The 14,906-nt window shown below is 41.1% G+C and carries 16 protein-coding genes; 5 read left to right on the top strand and 11 right to left on the bottom strand.

Annotated elements, in window-relative coordinates:
• Positions 1-8: 8 nt before the first annotated feature.
• Genes BW139_RS10710 through BW139_RS10700 form a run of 3 tightly spaced genes read right to left on the bottom strand, consistent with a single transcriptional unit; the run spans position 9 to position 4,649 of the window.
• Positions 9-1,076, bottom strand: coding sequence for an efflux RND transporter periplasmic adaptor subunit (locus BW139_RS10710; protein WP_076919636.1), 1,068 nt, complete (start codon positions 1,074-1,076; stop codon positions 9-11).
• Positions 1,066-4,341 (bottom strand): efflux RND transporter permease subunit, encoded by a 3,276-nt coding sequence (locus tag BW139_RS10705; RefSeq protein ID WP_076919635.1) that lies wholly within the window; start codon positions 4,339-4,341, stop codon positions 1,066-1,068. Before BW139_RS10705 ends, BW139_RS10710 begins: the two co-directional genes overlap by 11 nt.
• A 5-nt stretch (positions 4,342-4,346) precedes the next feature.
• A complete protein-coding gene (locus tag BW139_RS10700; RefSeq protein WP_076919634.1) occupies positions 4,347-4,649 on the bottom strand; it encodes a metalloregulator ArsR/SmtB family transcription factor in 303 nt (100 codons plus the stop codon).
• Between the two features lie 129 nt (positions 4,650-4,778).
• Between BW139_RS10700 and BW139_RS10695 the strand changes: the two genes are divergently transcribed.
• Both BW139_RS10695 and BW139_RS10690 read left to right on the top strand, forming a co-directional pair.
• Positions 4,779-4,967 carry a DUF2892 domain-containing protein gene (locus BW139_RS10695; RefSeq protein WP_010392474.1) on the top strand — a complete coding sequence of 63 codons (189 nt, stop codon included), beginning with the start codon at positions 4,779-4,781 and terminating at the stop codon, positions 4,965-4,967.
• Between the two features lie 5 nt (positions 4,968-4,972).
• Positions 4,973-5,317 (top strand): rhodanese-like domain-containing protein, encoded by a 345-nt coding sequence (locus BW139_RS10690; protein ID WP_076919633.1) that lies wholly within the window; start codon positions 4,973-4,975, stop codon positions 5,315-5,317.
• A 61-nt stretch (positions 5,318-5,378) separates the two neighbouring features.
• Here BW139_RS10690 and BW139_RS10685 read toward each other — a convergent pair whose 3' ends face one another.
• Entirely contained in the window at positions 5,379-5,921 is a 543-nt protein-coding gene (locus tag BW139_RS10685) for a PH domain-containing protein (RefSeq protein ID WP_076919632.1), read from the bottom strand.
• A 207-nt stretch (positions 5,922-6,128) separates the two neighbouring features.
• Here BW139_RS10685 and BW139_RS10680 point away from each other — a divergent pair, with 207 nt between their 5' ends.
• The gene (locus BW139_RS10680; protein ID WP_076919631.1) at positions 6,129-6,878 is read left to right on the top strand and encodes a MipA/OmpV family protein; all 750 of its coding nucleotides are present in this window, start codon (positions 6,129-6,131) and stop codon (positions 6,876-6,878) included.
• A 43-nt stretch (positions 6,879-6,921) separates the two neighbouring features.
• On the opposite strand, the gene BW139_RS10675 is transcribed toward BW139_RS10680, so the two are convergent.
• Genes BW139_RS10675 through BW139_RS10665 form a run of 3 tightly spaced genes read right to left on the bottom strand, consistent with a single transcriptional unit; the run spans position 6,922 to position 8,144 of the window.
• A complete protein-coding gene (locus BW139_RS10675; protein WP_076919630.1) occupies positions 6,922-7,539 on the bottom strand; it encodes a LysE family translocator in 618 nt (205 codons plus the stop codon).
• Positions 7,540-7,548: 9 nt separating this feature from the next.
• A complete protein-coding gene (locus BW139_RS10670) occupies positions 7,549-7,731 on the bottom strand; it encodes a hypothetical protein (RefSeq protein ID WP_010392465.1) in 183 nt (60 codons plus the stop codon).
• A gap of 14 nt (positions 7,732-7,745) precedes the next feature.
• Entirely contained in the window at positions 7,746-8,144 is a 399-nt protein-coding gene (locus tag BW139_RS10665; RefSeq protein WP_076919629.1) for a DUF3224 domain-containing protein, read from the bottom strand.
• A gap of 88 nt (positions 8,145-8,232) precedes the next feature.
• Here BW139_RS10665 and BW139_RS10660 point away from each other — a divergent pair, with 88 nt between their 5' ends.
• Entirely contained in the window at positions 8,233-10,011 is a 1,779-nt protein-coding gene (locus BW139_RS10660) for an ABC transporter transmembrane domain-containing protein (protein WP_076919628.1), read from the top strand.
• 14 nt (positions 10,012-10,025) lie between these two features.
• Here BW139_RS10660 and BW139_RS10655 read toward each other — a convergent pair whose 3' ends face one another.
• Positions 10,026-10,691 carry a hypothetical protein gene (locus tag BW139_RS10655; protein ID WP_076919627.1) on the bottom strand — a complete coding sequence of 222 codons (666 nt, stop codon included), beginning with the start codon at positions 10,689-10,691 and terminating at the stop codon, positions 10,026-10,028.
• A gap of 95 nt (positions 10,692-10,786) precedes the next feature.
• Positions 10,787-11,419: an OmpA family protein gene (locus BW139_RS10650; protein WP_076919626.1), complete on the bottom strand. Its 633-nt coding sequence runs from the start codon at positions 11,417-11,419 to the stop codon at positions 10,787-10,789.
• 185 nt (positions 11,420-11,604) lie between these two features.
• Between BW139_RS10650 and chrA the strand changes: the two genes are divergently transcribed.
• Entirely contained in the window at positions 11,605-12,756 is a 1,152-nt protein-coding gene (chrA, locus tag BW139_RS10645) for a chromate efflux transporter (RefSeq protein ID WP_076919625.1), read from the top strand.
• Here the strand turns inward: chrA and BW139_RS10640 are convergent.
• Both BW139_RS10640 and BW139_RS10635 read right to left on the bottom strand, forming a co-directional pair.
• Positions 12,716-13,975 (bottom strand): mechanosensitive ion channel family protein, encoded by a 1,260-nt coding sequence (locus BW139_RS10640; protein WP_076919624.1) that lies wholly within the window; start codon positions 13,973-13,975, stop codon positions 12,716-12,718. The two genes, chrA and BW139_RS10640, sit on opposite strands and share 41 nt — an antisense overlap.
• On the bottom strand, positions 13,972-14,892 hold the full coding sequence (locus BW139_RS10635) for an acetyltransferase (RefSeq protein WP_076919623.1): 921 nt from the start codon (positions 14,890-14,892) through the stop codon (positions 13,972-13,974). The genes BW139_RS10640 and BW139_RS10635 overlap by 4 nt, the downstream gene beginning before the upstream one ends.
• Between the last annotated feature and the right edge of the window lie 14 nt (positions 14,893-14,906).

Genomic DNA, 14,906 nt, shown 5'->3' with positions numbered 1-14,906 from the left:
AGTTCAAGTTATTTAGTTATTGGTTGATAATCGACAGCTATTTTATCGCCAGCTTTAAGGCCCGTAATAATATGTTGCTGATTATCAATCTGCTCACCTAAGCGCACAAAACGACGCTCAATTTTGTCAGCGTTAATGACATACATCATACTGAGCTGTCCAAAGTCATGTATCCAATTAGGGTTAACAAGCACACCTTGGGTGTTTTCAAACGGTAAATGCAATTGTGCATATAACCCAGGGATCATCCCTGGCTGTGGTTCAATTTCTAATCGGATCAGTAAGCTACGTGCAGCGTTATCAACAACAGGTATAATTTCACTGATATTGGCAGCTGTTGTTAGGTTGAGCGAAGGTAAACTCACGTTTAAACGATCGCCTAACTTAAGCTTTACTGCTTGTTGCTCTCGTACATTAAAAGCAAGTTGAAGTTGTTTTGGATTATAAAGCGTTAACAACGGTATGCCAGGTGTGGCTGTATCGCCTGGTTCGGCTAAACGCTCAACAACTACACCCGAGATTGGGGCTTTAATTTGCGTGTAGTTAAGTGATACCTGCGCCTGGGTTTGCTGCTGTTTTGCTCCAGCTAAGTTGGCAGTTAAGTTATCAAATTTTGCTTTAGCATCATCAAGGTCACTCACTGGTACTAGCCCTTTTCCCTGTAACTCAGTTACTCTAATGAGTTGCTTTTTAGCTTGGTTTAATGAGGCTTGCACCGCATTAATATTTGCCTCACTTTGTGCCAGCAACGCTTTAAAGTCATCTTGCTTTAGGGTGATCAATAAGTCACCTTGACTAACCTTATCACCGGCACGCACTTTAAATTGCTTTACTTGTGCCATTACATTTGACGAAATTTGGGTGTTTTGTTTCGCAATTACACTCCCTGGTACATGCTCTGTTCGCGAAATAGTTTGCAGCTCAACAGTGACCACCTCACCTTGATATTGAGTAACTGGCATCTCTTTTAACCCTGCAGGTTGTTTATCACTAAAGCTACCGGCCATGTATAACACTGCTACAATAACCACAACCAATGCACTGATTGCGCCTAAAACTTTTGATTTACCCTGCATGTGCTTCTTCCTCTGGGTTTGTAAACACTAAATAATAAACAAGCGGTACAACAAATAACGAAAATACGGTAGACGCCACGATGCCAAAAATAATTGCTATGGCTAATCCGCTAAATACTGGGTCAAGTGTGATCACTAAGTTACCTAATAAAGTAGTTCCGGCGGTTAATAATACTGGGCGCATTCGTACCGACCCTGCAGCAATAAGTGCCTCTTTTATTGCCATCCCCTGAGCGCGTGCTTGATTTATAAATTCGACTAAAATAAGTGAATTACGTACTACAATACCTGCTAAGGCAATCATGCCTATCATCGCAGTAGCGGTAAATAATACTGGCTCAGGAGCCCCCGCTATAGTGCGTTCACCAAATTGATTGAGTAACCAAAACCCAGGCATAATACCAATCACTGTTAATGGAATGGCCGACATAATAATCAGCGACAAACTAACAGATTGAGTTTGAATGCGTAAAATAATAAATATAGCACTGAGCGCAAAGGCAAAAGCAATGCCCATATCCCTGAACACATCAATGGTGATGCGCCACTCACCTTCACCACTAAAGTTAACATCAGTTCCTTGCGGTAATTGCCATGGCGCGGTTCCGCCATTATTAAAAAAGTGCCGTGTTAACCACGCATTTTTTTCAAACCCACGATCACTTGCGTTTAAATCGGCATTTACATCTGCAATAATCTCTGCAGGCGTGCGTCCATTTAGTTCCGCCATCACATAAATAACGTCACGCTGATCTTTACGCATTAGGGTGTCGGCCACGTTTAATGGTTTAAACTCTCCCAGCTCTGAAAGCGACACTAAAGGCCTAGGTGCACTTGTTATACCTAACTCATTACTGGTTTTAGCTAAGTCCCTATCCCCTCTTACTTGCAGCGCAAGTAATTGTGAAAGCTGATTACGTTCGCTATAAGGCAATTGTAATTGTATTGGGACTGGCTGCGTTTCATCGCTTACATACAACACACCAACCTGTTGTCCCTGCGAAGCAATACTAAGTGTTTGCGCAATATTTTGGGTAGCAACAGCACTGAGCGCTGCTTTGGTTTTATCCGTAATAAAGCGCTGTAATGGGGCTGGGGCAACCAAAGATGTGTCAACCTCAACAACATGAGGCTCTTGGCGTAAACGTGCAGCAACATTTTGAGCTGCCTGCCTGTGGGTATGCTTATCAACAAAGGGATCACGATACACTTCAGCAACTAAAGTACTCAACACCGGTGGCCCAGGTGGTACCTCGACCACTTTAATAACAATGCCATTTTTTGCTAAAGGAGCAAGTTGTTCGCGTAGCCGCATAACCACCCCATGCGATTGATGATCTCGTGCTGATTTATCCACCAGCAATACTCTAAGTTCTGCTAAGTTAGCGGCTTCACGGCGATAATAACCACGCACCATGCCATTAAAATCCATACTAGAGGGCTGCCCAACATATGCGGCTATTTCACTTACTTCATTTAACTGCCACGTGAGGGTTTGAATTTGCTTAGTAAATGCAGCCGTGCTCTCTAGGTTAGTCCCCTCTGGCATATCTATAAGTACTTGCAGCTCATTTTTATTGTCAAAAGGCAGGAGTTTTAATGGTACCAAGCGCATCACGGGTAACATGGCACTAATAATAAACAATCCTAACGTTATCCATAGCACCCATTTAGCTCTCCCTTTAGAGGCAAGTAGTGGACTAAGTAATCTTTGGTATAAACCCGCTTTAGGCTCAAGCTCAGGTTGTTCTAGGGTGTTTGGTTTAAGCAATTTCATTGCCAACCATGGGGTGACAAAAAAGGCTACCAAAGTAGATACCATCACACTAATGGGCACGTTGAACGCCATAGGTGCCATGTATGGCCCCATCATGCCGGTAATAAACGCCAGTGGAATAAACGCCACCATTATAGTGAGTGTCGACATAAGTAAGGCATTTCGAATTTCGCTCATTGCGCCAACAACATTCTGTTTTTTATCGCCTTTGTTATTTATAAAGCGACTAATATTATCAATACCCGTGATTGGGTCGTCTACCAGTAAGCCTAATGATAAAATAAGCGCAAATAATGTCACCCGATTAATGGTGTAACCAAATGCAAAATCTAATGAGAGTGTAATGCCATAACAAATAGGAACAGCCAGCCCAACCACCACGGCAGGACGCCAACCTAAAAACACGCCAACAAAAATTACCACAGTAAACACTGCAAACACTAAACTTGATGTGAGGTTATTTACTTTTTCATTCGCAGTTTGGCCATAATCTCTGAGCACTGTATGGCTAACTTCTGGTGGCAGTAAAGTATTTGCAAGTCCATTCATCATGCTATGAACATCATTTGCAACAGCAACCGCATTAGTCCCTGCTTGCTTAGCTACGCTTAAAGTAACCATAGGCAGCTGCTGCTGATCAGTTGATTGCGCTAACCATTGGTAATGCTCAGTTTCACTAGGGCCATCGCTGACTGTTGCAATGTCCATCAAGTAAACACTTTTACCATTAACCACATTAACAACTAATTGCTCTACCGCTGATTGTGTTCTTAGTACATCACCTGCCTGAATTGCAATTTGCTGCTGATTATCAACCACACTCCCTACCTGAGTGAGTTGGTTTGATACATTTAATGCGTAAAAAACATCGTTTACCGTGGTTTGATGGGCAGCCAGTGCGCTGGCATTTAAATTGATGGTAAGAGTACGCGTACGCCCCGAAATTACTTTAACTTCACTGGTATGCTCAATGCGTTGTAAACTATTAGCAATTTCGTTAGCAAAACGAGTTAGTTCGTAATCACCATAGAGTTGCGGGTCTTTACTGTAGAGGCCTAACATCACAATAGGCACGTCATCTACTTCTATTGGACGAATTTGCCAACTTTTGATCACCGATGCCATTGTATGCTGATAACTATTTAATTTTGCATAGGTATCTAAAATAGCTTGCTCGCGGTTGTGCCCTACTTCAAAACGCAACGTAACCACTGTACTGTTAGTTTGTGTGGTTGAGTAAATATGCTCAACTCCCACCAGCTGAGCCAGTAACTTCTCGAGCGGTTGTGTTACTAACCTAGCGACTTCAGGCGCCTCAACGTTAGGTGCTGATACATAAATATCGAGCATGGGCACAGTAATTTGCGGCTCTTCTTCTCGAGGTGTTTGATTTAGTGCAAATACCCCAAGCAACAAAGACATCACAAAAATAACAACCGGAATGCGACCACTTAAACTACTTTTTACCGCATTGTCTATTAAGCTCATTGCACTTAGTCCTTACAAAATAACCCATACAAGGTACCAAGCAAGACGACCGCATTTTCATCAATGACACGATAATAAATTGTTTGGCTCTCGCGGCGCGTAGCCACAATATTTGCTTTACGCAGCGCTGCTAGGTGTTGAGATAACGCAGACTGCGCTAATGGCACGGCTTCATTAAGCTGTGATACGCTCATTTCTGAATCTTGCAAAGAACATAAAATCATCAAGCGATTTTTATTGGCTAAAATTTTTAATAGCTGCTCGGCTTGTTCTACATTGCCGGCCATGGCAGTAAAGTCAATATTCATACTATGCTCTTATTCTAAAATAGAGTCTGAGTATAAGACGTTAGATTAGAAAAGTCTAATATTAGATTTTACTAATATAGATAAATCTAATATAGTGACTGTACTGAACTAAATAACTGGCCTACTATAATGAAGCTAAATAACGCACTCAGACTAATCGCAGGCATAATGATTATTGTGTCGCTTTTATTGCAAACTTATCACGATCCTAAGTGGATTTACTTTACAGCTTTTATCGCAGTAAATTTAATTCAATCAGCTTTTACTAGCTGGTGCCCAATGATCACTCTATTACGCAAACTTGGCTTTAAGGAATAAACACCATGCTAACCCCTATTCCAGATTTACTAAAAATAATTACTCCTAATCAGCGCCGTATTGATGCCGAACAAGCAAAGAAAGAACTTGAGCAAAATAAAGGCTTACTGATTGATGTGCGTGAACCCGCTGAACATGCCACCAAAGCAGCTACTGGCGCAATTAACATTCCACGCGGGTTACTTGAAATGAAACTTATGGAAATAGAAAAAGACGCAGCCCGTCCTATTTACTTACATTGCGCTAGTGGCGCGCGTGCAACATTAAGTGCTGAAGCGCTGACCCGAGTAGGCTACGAAAACGTGACAGTTATTACCTGTAAAGCAGAAGATGTTTGTCAGGCATTTTAAATGCTAAAAATTAAATTACTCGGCGATCAACCGATCGCTGAGTATTAATTTATCCCTCGTATTACTTTTTCTCATCCAACAACGTGACTAGCATTTGTTCGATATTTTTTACACTGTAGGTCAATGAGCGAATCAGTTCGACTTGGCTTTGTGATTCATCTTGCTTGGCTTTAGCAGGTTGTTCTGCTGTGAGGTTATCTTTTTGAGTTAAAATGGCTTCACGAAATTCACTGGCATCAACTACCCCCAATAAAGATACCAATGCGCCTTGCCCCGACTGCCCTGCGGTTTCAAAGCTTAAACGGTATAAGCCAAATAGTCGCATAAGCGGCCCTTGGCTTAATCCGACATCAGTGATTTTTTCAAGCGGGATAGACTTTTCTTCTTTAAAAAATATACCGCGCTTCACCACCAGCTTTCGCTCCAATAAATCAGCCGACATAGCGGCTAACATTCGCCCAGCGACTAGCCATACAATAATCAAAATTACTGGTATAAATAAAATAGTCACCAAAGGAAAAACACTGCATATTGCCGCTAAACACAGCCAATACTGTTTTACTTTGTTATCAAAGTTCGCGCTTTTTAGCACTGTTTGAGTCATATGTCGGTTCTACATTTAATTTCGATAGAACAAAAATACGCCAATTAGAAAAGCGACGCAATATCTATCATATATCGCAGCGTTATGTGACTTACTACTTTAATTTACATCGCTACAAACTTTTAAACACTAACTTACACTTTGCGATGACGAATCTCGTTACAATCACCCACCTCTATTTACGCAATAAAATCGACAAAGGTGAACATGAATACTTACACCCTACCTAGTTTAAGGTTATTAATAAGCCTCTGCGCACTGTTAGCATTTTCCTCTCACGCCCAATCAAAATGGTCTGTAGGCTTAGGCGCTATCTCGGTCGAATCTCCTTATCTTGATACCGACAATACAACTATCGCCTTACCCACTATCGATTACTATGGCGAAAATTTAACAGTAAGAGGCATTGCCGCAGATTATAAGTTATTTAAAAAAGAAGGCTTTAGTTGGTCTGTTATCCTTGAGCCTGGTCAGTTTTTTGATTCCACTGACTCAGACAATGTTGCCATCAGCTCGCTAGATGAACGAAAACTGTCTTTGTATGCAGGCACCCGAATTATGCACCGTTCGCGCTTTGGTATTATTAGAGCCAGTGTGTCCCACGATGTGTTAGGTCATGGTAATAGTGCAAAGCTTAACAGCCATTATAGTTACCCAATTAAGCTTTCAACGCGATTATCTTTAACGCCATTTATCGGCATAGAGCTAAGCAGCCGTACTTTATCAAATTATTATTATGGTGTTGCACAGGGAGAATCAAATACGTTTGACGCTTATGATCTTGGCTCAACGGTTAACTATCAATCAGGAATAGTGGCTAATTATCAGCTAAATAAACAGTGGAATATTAACGCCATGCTTAAATACAGCCAACTGGATGATGATATTAAAAACTCACCCATTGTTGCAGATAACAACCTATCTACAGTTATGCTGTCTGTAAGCTATCATTTTTAAACTTTGCCGTGCAGAGGATTGCACGGCACTACTAGAAAATGCTTTAAACACCCACCACAACTTTAATTGCCAGCGCAATAAATACCGCACCTAACAGCCTATCTAACCAGATATTTTGCTTAGTAAAACCAAAGCGCTTTTTAGACACCTCAGTGAGTAAGGCTACTAATAAATACCAGCCGGTATCTATTACAAAAACCGTTAAGCACATAATAATGCCAATACTTAAAGTAAGATTCTCTGGGTCAATAAATTGTGAAAATAACGCCAGAAAGAAAATTGCTAGCTTGGGGTTTAAAAATGCAATGGCAAAGCCATCTTGTAACGCCTTAGAGCTGCTCACTTCGCTTTGCTGAATGTTTAGCTCGCTGTCGTTGGGCTTTGAAAATAGTATTTTCAAACCTAAATACGCTAAATAGGCTGCCCCTAAGTACACTAAAAATTGGTACACAGTAGGAAACTGCAACATCAATGCGCCTAACCCCAACAATGAAGCCGCTGCATATAAGCCCACTCCAAAACCATGACTTAACGCTGCCAGCATGCCATTTTTCATGCCACCGCTTAAGCTATGCTTTAATACCACAGCTAAACTGGGACCAGGCGACATTGCGCCCATCATGCACACCAATGCTAAGCTCAACCATAATGATAACGCCATTAGTAACCCTTATATCTCTTCATTTTCAATAAGTAATGTATAACCATGCACTTGGCCATAAAAGCCAGTTAATGGCACTGCGTTTATTACTTTCCAGCCGTCTTGGTTTAATTCCTGTATGCGATCATTTAGTGCGACTATATCTACCCCACCCAAAAAACGGGCCTTTCTGAATTCGATTACTTTTTGCATTATAAATACCTGCTTTATAGGCTGTATTCAAAATCATAATGGTGAATACCCTGCTCTATTCGTATCGCCATACTGCCTGTTAATCCTGCGAGCTCATTGGTACCAGAGTCGGGGACAACTTTTAAAATCAAGCTATCTTGGCCTTTGTCCATCAGCCCAAAGTGCTGTAATACAAAACCACCTTGCAAACCATCAAGTTCGCCTATTACTTGCTCAATAGCCACGTAACCGGCACTGCCTTGAGTGGGGGTCATGGCGCTGAGCATTTCGCCTTGGCTAGTGGCCGTTAAGCTGCCAGTAAATTGTTTATCAATCGACATCCGACCTAAATTAACGCCTTGCTGCCCGTGTGCATACCCTTCTATAGGCGCTAAGGTCACGGTAAACTCGCCTGTTACCTGTTTAGTTGTCATAATTTTTCCCTGTTGATGATTTTTAATACTATTGATTTTTAATCTATTGATGCCATATCTATACATTAATCACCAATAAGAATCTACTATGCCAACAGACAAGCCTGCTTCAGATAAAGCCGCTTTTAGCGCTTTATTCCCCATATTTAATTTTATTAAGCCCTATAAGTGGGTAGTTTTAGGGGCTCTAGTGGCATTACTTGCCACCGCAGGGGTTAATTTATCGCTAGGCCAAGGCGTTAAGTTTGTGATTGACCATGGCTTTATTGCCGGCTCGCAAGCGCAATTACAACAAGCTGTTTTGGTATTAATTGGTTTGATCAGTTTATTGGCGCTGGGTACATTCAGCCGATTTTATTTAATGTCGTGGATTGGCGAGCGAGTCAGTAATGACATTAGAAAAGCTGTATTCAATCGTATTGTTACTTTGCACCCGAGTTATTTTGAAGAAAACCGCAGCGGCGAGCTAATGTCGCGACTCACCACCGACACCACATTACTACAATCTATTATTGGATCGTCATTTTCTATGGCACTGCGAAGCGCGCTAATGTTAGTTGGTGGTTTAATTATGCTGCTTGTTACTAATTTAAAGCTTACCTTGGTCGTCGTGGCCTGCGTCCCTTTAGTATTGGTGCCTATGTTGGTTTTTGGTAAAAAGGTACGCAAACTAGCAAGCTCCAGCCAAGATGCGATTGCCGATATAAGCACCTACGCGGGTGAGATCATTCAAAACATAAAAGTGGTACAGAGTTATAGCCATGAACAACAAGAGCAATCTGCTTTTGCACTTGAAACAGAAAAAGCCTTTAATGTTGCCAAAAGCCGAATTAAACAACGTTCATTTTTAATTGCAGCAGTAATTTTTCTTACCTTTAGTGCTATTAGTGCCATGCTCTGGGTAGGCGGTAGTGATGTGCTAGCTGGCACTATGACGGGCGGTGAACTTGGCGCGTTTGTATTTTATGCCATTATGGTGGCCATGTCGGTTGCCACCGTTGCAGAGGTTTACGGTGAATTACAACGCGCCGCAGGAGCCGCAGCAAGATTGCTCGAACTGCTCGCAGTTGAAAGTAAAATACAAAATCCCGAAATTCCACTAGATGAGCAGTTACATACAACTACCAGCAACAGTGCAATTTCTCTTGAAGGTATTAGTTTTAATTACCCTTCTCGCCCAGATGTAAGCGCATTAAATAATATCAGCTTAAATATTGAAACAGGTAAAACTGTGGCTATTGTTGGCCCTTCCGGTGCCGGTAAAACCACCTTGTTTGAACTGTTACAGCGTTTTTATGACCCTGCCGGCGGAGCGATTAAGTTTCATAATATAAATATTAAACAGTTGTCGTTAAACACCTTACGCAACAAAATGGGCATGGTGGCGCAAAACCCGATTTTATTTAGCTCTGATGTTATGCATAACATTCGCTATGGCAACCCAAGCGCCAGTGACGAGCAAGTTTATGCAGCCGCTAAACATGCCCATGCCGATGAATTTATAAAACAATTACCACAAGGCTATAACAGCTTTTTAGGTGAGCAAGGTGTTAGGCTTTCGGGTGGGCAAAAGCAGCGTATTGTTCTTGCTCGCGCCATTTTAAAAGACCCAGAAATACTGCTACTTGATGAGGCTACCAGCGCGCTTGATGCGCAAAGCGAGCATCATGTTCAGGCTGCACTTGAGCACTTAATGCAAAATAGAACAACGCTGATTATTGCCCATAGACTGGCCACGGTAAAACATGCCGATATGATTGTAGTAATGGAAAATGGCGAAATAAAAGCCACAGGCACTCATCAGCAATTAATGGCAAGTAACCCTTTGTATCAAAAGCTATGTGAATTACAGTTTAATTTAGATTGATTGCATTTTAGTCGCTACTTCTTTTCAAGCCATTTATTCATTGCGGTATCGTAAGCCTCAGCTAGCTTAGTTTTATCGCACTTTACACCAGCTATGTAACTATCGGGCAAATCATTTTTTGGCATAACCCCAGCACCAACGGATACCTTTCTAAAACAGCTATCACCTCGTCGATAAGTGGTAAATTGCATATTTTGCTGCTCTATTTTTAATAGTGGCTTTACCTTGCCTGCATGCTCTTTTGGGACTGTAAAACGCTTTTTCTGAGGGTCACTTTTTGCAGTATCAGAATAGCGAGTTTGTTGCTGTAAAATACTGTTGAGTCCTTTGTTTAAATCGATCTTTTTATAAGGCTTTAAAATTACAGGCTGAGTATTGTTCATGGTGGTATTTAGCGGCTTAGTCTTTTTCTCTGTTTTTTTATAATTAATATTTAGTGGTTTTGATTGGGTTGCATTAATAGGCTCAATAGATTTGATTTCTGTATTTTTATTTGTATGAGCGCGTTGTTGAGGGATTTTTTGTGTTGCTTTAATTTTAGCCGGCACACGTACCATATACGCTTTAATTGGGGTTGGCTGCTGTGGTTTTATGTCAGGTGCTTTTAATGTGGCAACAAAAAGCAAAACTAATCCGTGTAAGCATACTGATAAAATAATTGCCGTGCGCCAGGCTGCCATAAATATGTCCTTACCGAAGAACTATTTGTGACAGCTAACGCAGGCAAAAGTGCCATTTAAATAAACAAAACCACGCATTTGTGCAGTTTTAGTTATTAACCTTGTGTATTAGGTACTATTTGAATTTCTACTCGGCGGTTTTGCGCACGACCATTCGCGGTATCGTTAGTAGCAATTGGGCGTGATTCACCAAAGCCACTCGTACTTACTCGTGCAGCCATAATTTGTTGGTTTACCAAGTAATTTTTTACACTTTGTGCTCGCTGCTCTGAAAGAGTCATGTTGTAACTGTCTTTGCCAGTGCTATCTGTATGACCTTCAACACTTAAGTAGGTTTTTTCGTATTTATTCATTACACTTGCAATCGCATTTAGAGTGTCATGAAAGCCCGATGAAATATAAGATTGATCAGTCGCAAACGTAATATTAGAGGGCATCACTAAACGTAAGTTATCACCTTCACGTACCACTTCAACTCCCGAACCTGCTAGTTCATCACGAAAAGCAGCTTCTTGCTTATCCATGTAATCACCTACAGCAGCACCCGCTAGCGCACCAATAGCCGCACCAATAAAAATACGTTTATCTTTGTGGTTACCTGTAGCTTTACCTAAAATTCCCCCTGCTGCAGCACCAATAGCGGCGCCTTTACCTGTGTTATTCATTTCACAACCAGAAAGTAATACAGCAACTACAGTGACACTTAAAAGTGATTTAGTTAACGTCATGGTGATTTCCTATTCATTTAGAGTTTATTAATTTAATTATGCAAACATATGTATGAACCAACAATGAAGAGTAACGTAAAACAGCTATTATTGCCTATTAAATACCGAACTAATGATAGCGTTTCATAAAAATGTCATACTTATTTGTGACACTTTAATGATTTATAAAAAAGGCGATGGCCACTATGTTAATTGCGATTTTTAGGCAGTTTTTTTTGCTTGGCTGCATGAGTTTTGGCGGCCCTGCTGCGCATTTAGGTTACTTTAAACACCACTTTGTTGATTCGCTGCGCTGGTTGAGTATCAGTCGCTATTCACAACTAATTAGCCTAAGCCAAGCTCTGCCAGGCCCAGGCTCTAGCCAAGTTAGCTTTGCAATCGGGGTAGAACGTGCAGGTGTACTTGGAGGTATCACCGCATTTATTGGTTTTACTCTGCCTTCTTTTTTAATTATGACACTGCTTGCTATTAGTGCTCACCAATTTGACGCCGTTTATTTTGCTGTGATCACCGGATTAAAGCTCTTTGCCGTAGTCATTGTTGCCGATGCGACCCTTAGTATGACCAAAAGCTTTTGCAGTAACCTAATCCTTAAGCTAATTGCAGTTATAAGCACCCTAGCTCTTATTCTACTGCCGATGTTAGGTACACAAATTATTATTTTACTTATTGCGGCCATAGTCGGCGCTATCTGGCCACTCTTACAATTAAGTGATTTATCACAGCAAACTAGCAGTGAACAGGGAAAAGTTAACTGGGTTGCACTTAGTTTATTTGCGCTACTACTTGGGGTTAGCTTTATTCCAATAGGGCAAGAATTTTCGTTATTTGCGCCTTTTTACCAAGCCGGTGCTATGGTATTTGGTGGCGGACATGTTGTGTTGCCAGTACTTCAAGCGGGTGTGCCAACCTTAAGTGATGATCAGTTTTTAACGGCTTACGCCAGTGCTCAGGCTATACCTGGGCCTATGTTTACCATAGCCACCTACTTAGGCGCGCAGCTAAACACCGAGCAACCAATAATAGGCGCAACCATAGCGACATTATTGATATTTACCCCTGGGTTTTTACTGATGTTGGCATTTCAAAAAAGCTGGATTAACTTAGCTAGTAAGCCACGCTTTGCCAGCTCAATTGCTGCGCTTAATGCCGCTGTGGTTGGCTTTTTAGCTGCTGCATTGTATTCGCCCATTTGGACTTCAGCTATTAATAATGTGTGGCATATTGCGTTAGTGATTGCTGCATTTGCGTGGCTACGTATGAAAAAGCCACCTATTTGGTGGCTATTATTGCTCTTTATTGGCGTTGGCCTTGGACAGCATTATTGGGCACTTTAATACTGGGTTTACCCGCCATATTGACCCCGTCAGCTGGGCTTAACTGTCCACTGACGCTTTGGTAAGCACGCAGTCCAAACACCGGTAATACAGCTAGTAAATGGTCCATAATTTCAGCTTGTAAGTGCTCGTACGATATCCAACGTTTGTCTTCACTAAAGCAGTAAAACTCAATCGGTAAGCCATGATTAAGTGGTTGTAGCTCACGCACCATAAGTGTGAGCGAGGTATTGATTTTACTGTGCTGTTTTAAGTAACCCTCTGCATAGCGACGAAACAACCCTAAGTTCGACACAGGATCGGGAAGCGTGCCTAGTCGAATATATTCTTGCAGTGGAATAGCCGCTTCTATTTGCGCTTTAAAATCATCATCAACTAAAAAGATGCTGTTCATATCAATGTTTAAAGAACGTTTAATACGTCGCCCACCAGATTCTTGCATACCACGCCAGTTTTTAAATGAACCGGCCACTAGCATATAAGTGGGTATAGTCGTTATGGTGTTGTCCCAGTTGCGCACTTTTACAGTATTTAGCCCTAAATCAATCACTTCGCCATCGGCACCATAGTTGTCTACTTGGATCCAGTCCCCATAGGTCACTAAGCGGTTAGCAGCAATTTGAATGCTGGCAACAAAGCCTAATATGGTGTCTTTAAATACTAATAGCGTTACCGCTGCAATCGCACCAAAGCCCGATAGTATATAAGTAGGCGACTTTTCAAGCACAATACTAACTATTAATATTGAACAGACAATAAAGGTGATCAGTTTAACCACCTGAATTAACCCTTGAATAGGCACTTCCCGGGCAAAATCTAATTGGTTATAAATACCCCCGGCAACACTAACAATACTGCTAATAATAAAACCAATATAGATAATTAATAATGCTTGGCCAATGGTTTTAAGGATCTCTTGGGCAATTGCATTAACGGGATAAACGCTATCAAATGTGGCTAAAAAAAGGACACAACATAGCAAACAGGCAATTCGTTTATTGAGCTTGGTCAACATAGGTGACAATGAACCAATACGCTCAGGCGAGAGTTTAGTCACCACCTTTTGAATACCTGGTAACATTAAGCGGCGAGTAAATAAGTAAACAAATAATAGCGAGAGAATGCCAATCGATGAGGCCGTGATGGCACTGAGAAAAAAAGCATCGGGGACTTTTTCAAACCAAGGAGTAATTAGCTCCTGTAGGTGTGTTTTGGTCATGGTATTTCAATTTCCTTACTGGGAGTTAATTCAGTACTAGCTTGCTGAATATGAATAGCGCTTAATTGCTTATCTTTTATTGTCCATAAGTTATTTAAGTATTGCTGAAACTCGGCTCTAAATACTTGATCTGTTTGGTAACTGCCAATCATCTGTGTATTTATTGGCATCACCTCAATGGTAATATTAATAGACTCTAGCTCGCCTTTTAAAATATTACGACACACATGATCTGATTTACCGCTATACACTAAACTGGTGTTAAGCATAGCGTCAAACTGCTCATTTAAAACTTCTAAGGCAAAAGCAGTTCCACCAGCTTTAGGCTTTAATAAATGCTGAAAAGGACTTTGTTGATGCTGGTGCTTTTGCGCTGTAAAACGCGTACCTTCTACAAAGTTCACTATGGTTGTAGGGTGATGACGAAAATTACGGCAACTGCGCTTAGTACGCTCGACATCTAGGCCTTTTAAATTGGGATTTTTTGCCAATTGCGCTTTGCTCACCCGCTTCATAAAGGGCATACCCATTGCCCACGCACCAGTGCCTATAAATGGCACGTACTTAAGCTCATCTTTTAAAAAAAACTTAGGAGCTGGTAATGCATTTAACGAGCTTAATACCGCAATATCAAGCCAGCTAATATGATTACTGATTAGCAAATACCAACTATTGGCATTCACCTCCCCACTAATATTAACTTTAATATCATTACAGCCTAGCCACAGCCCTAAGCGATTACCTTTACACCACCCCTTGTACGCACCGTGTAATAATTTACTTACTACGGGTATGGGCAAAACTAATTTAACTAATCCTAGGATAAGTACTAATGCGCCAAATATTATTAAATTAGCAAATAAAACACAGCCAACAATTAAGCCATTTAACCAATTAGGTAACCATTTTTTTAGCATAACTGTTAGCTCAT

The organism is Pseudoalteromonas sp. SK18 (assembly GCF_001974855.1).
Classification (GTDB): Bacteria; Pseudomonadota; Gammaproteobacteria; order Enterobacterales; family Alteromonadaceae; genus Pseudoalteromonas.
The sequence above is the reverse complement of the archived record's forward strand: the minus strand, read 5'-3'. Positions and strand labels throughout refer to the sequence as shown.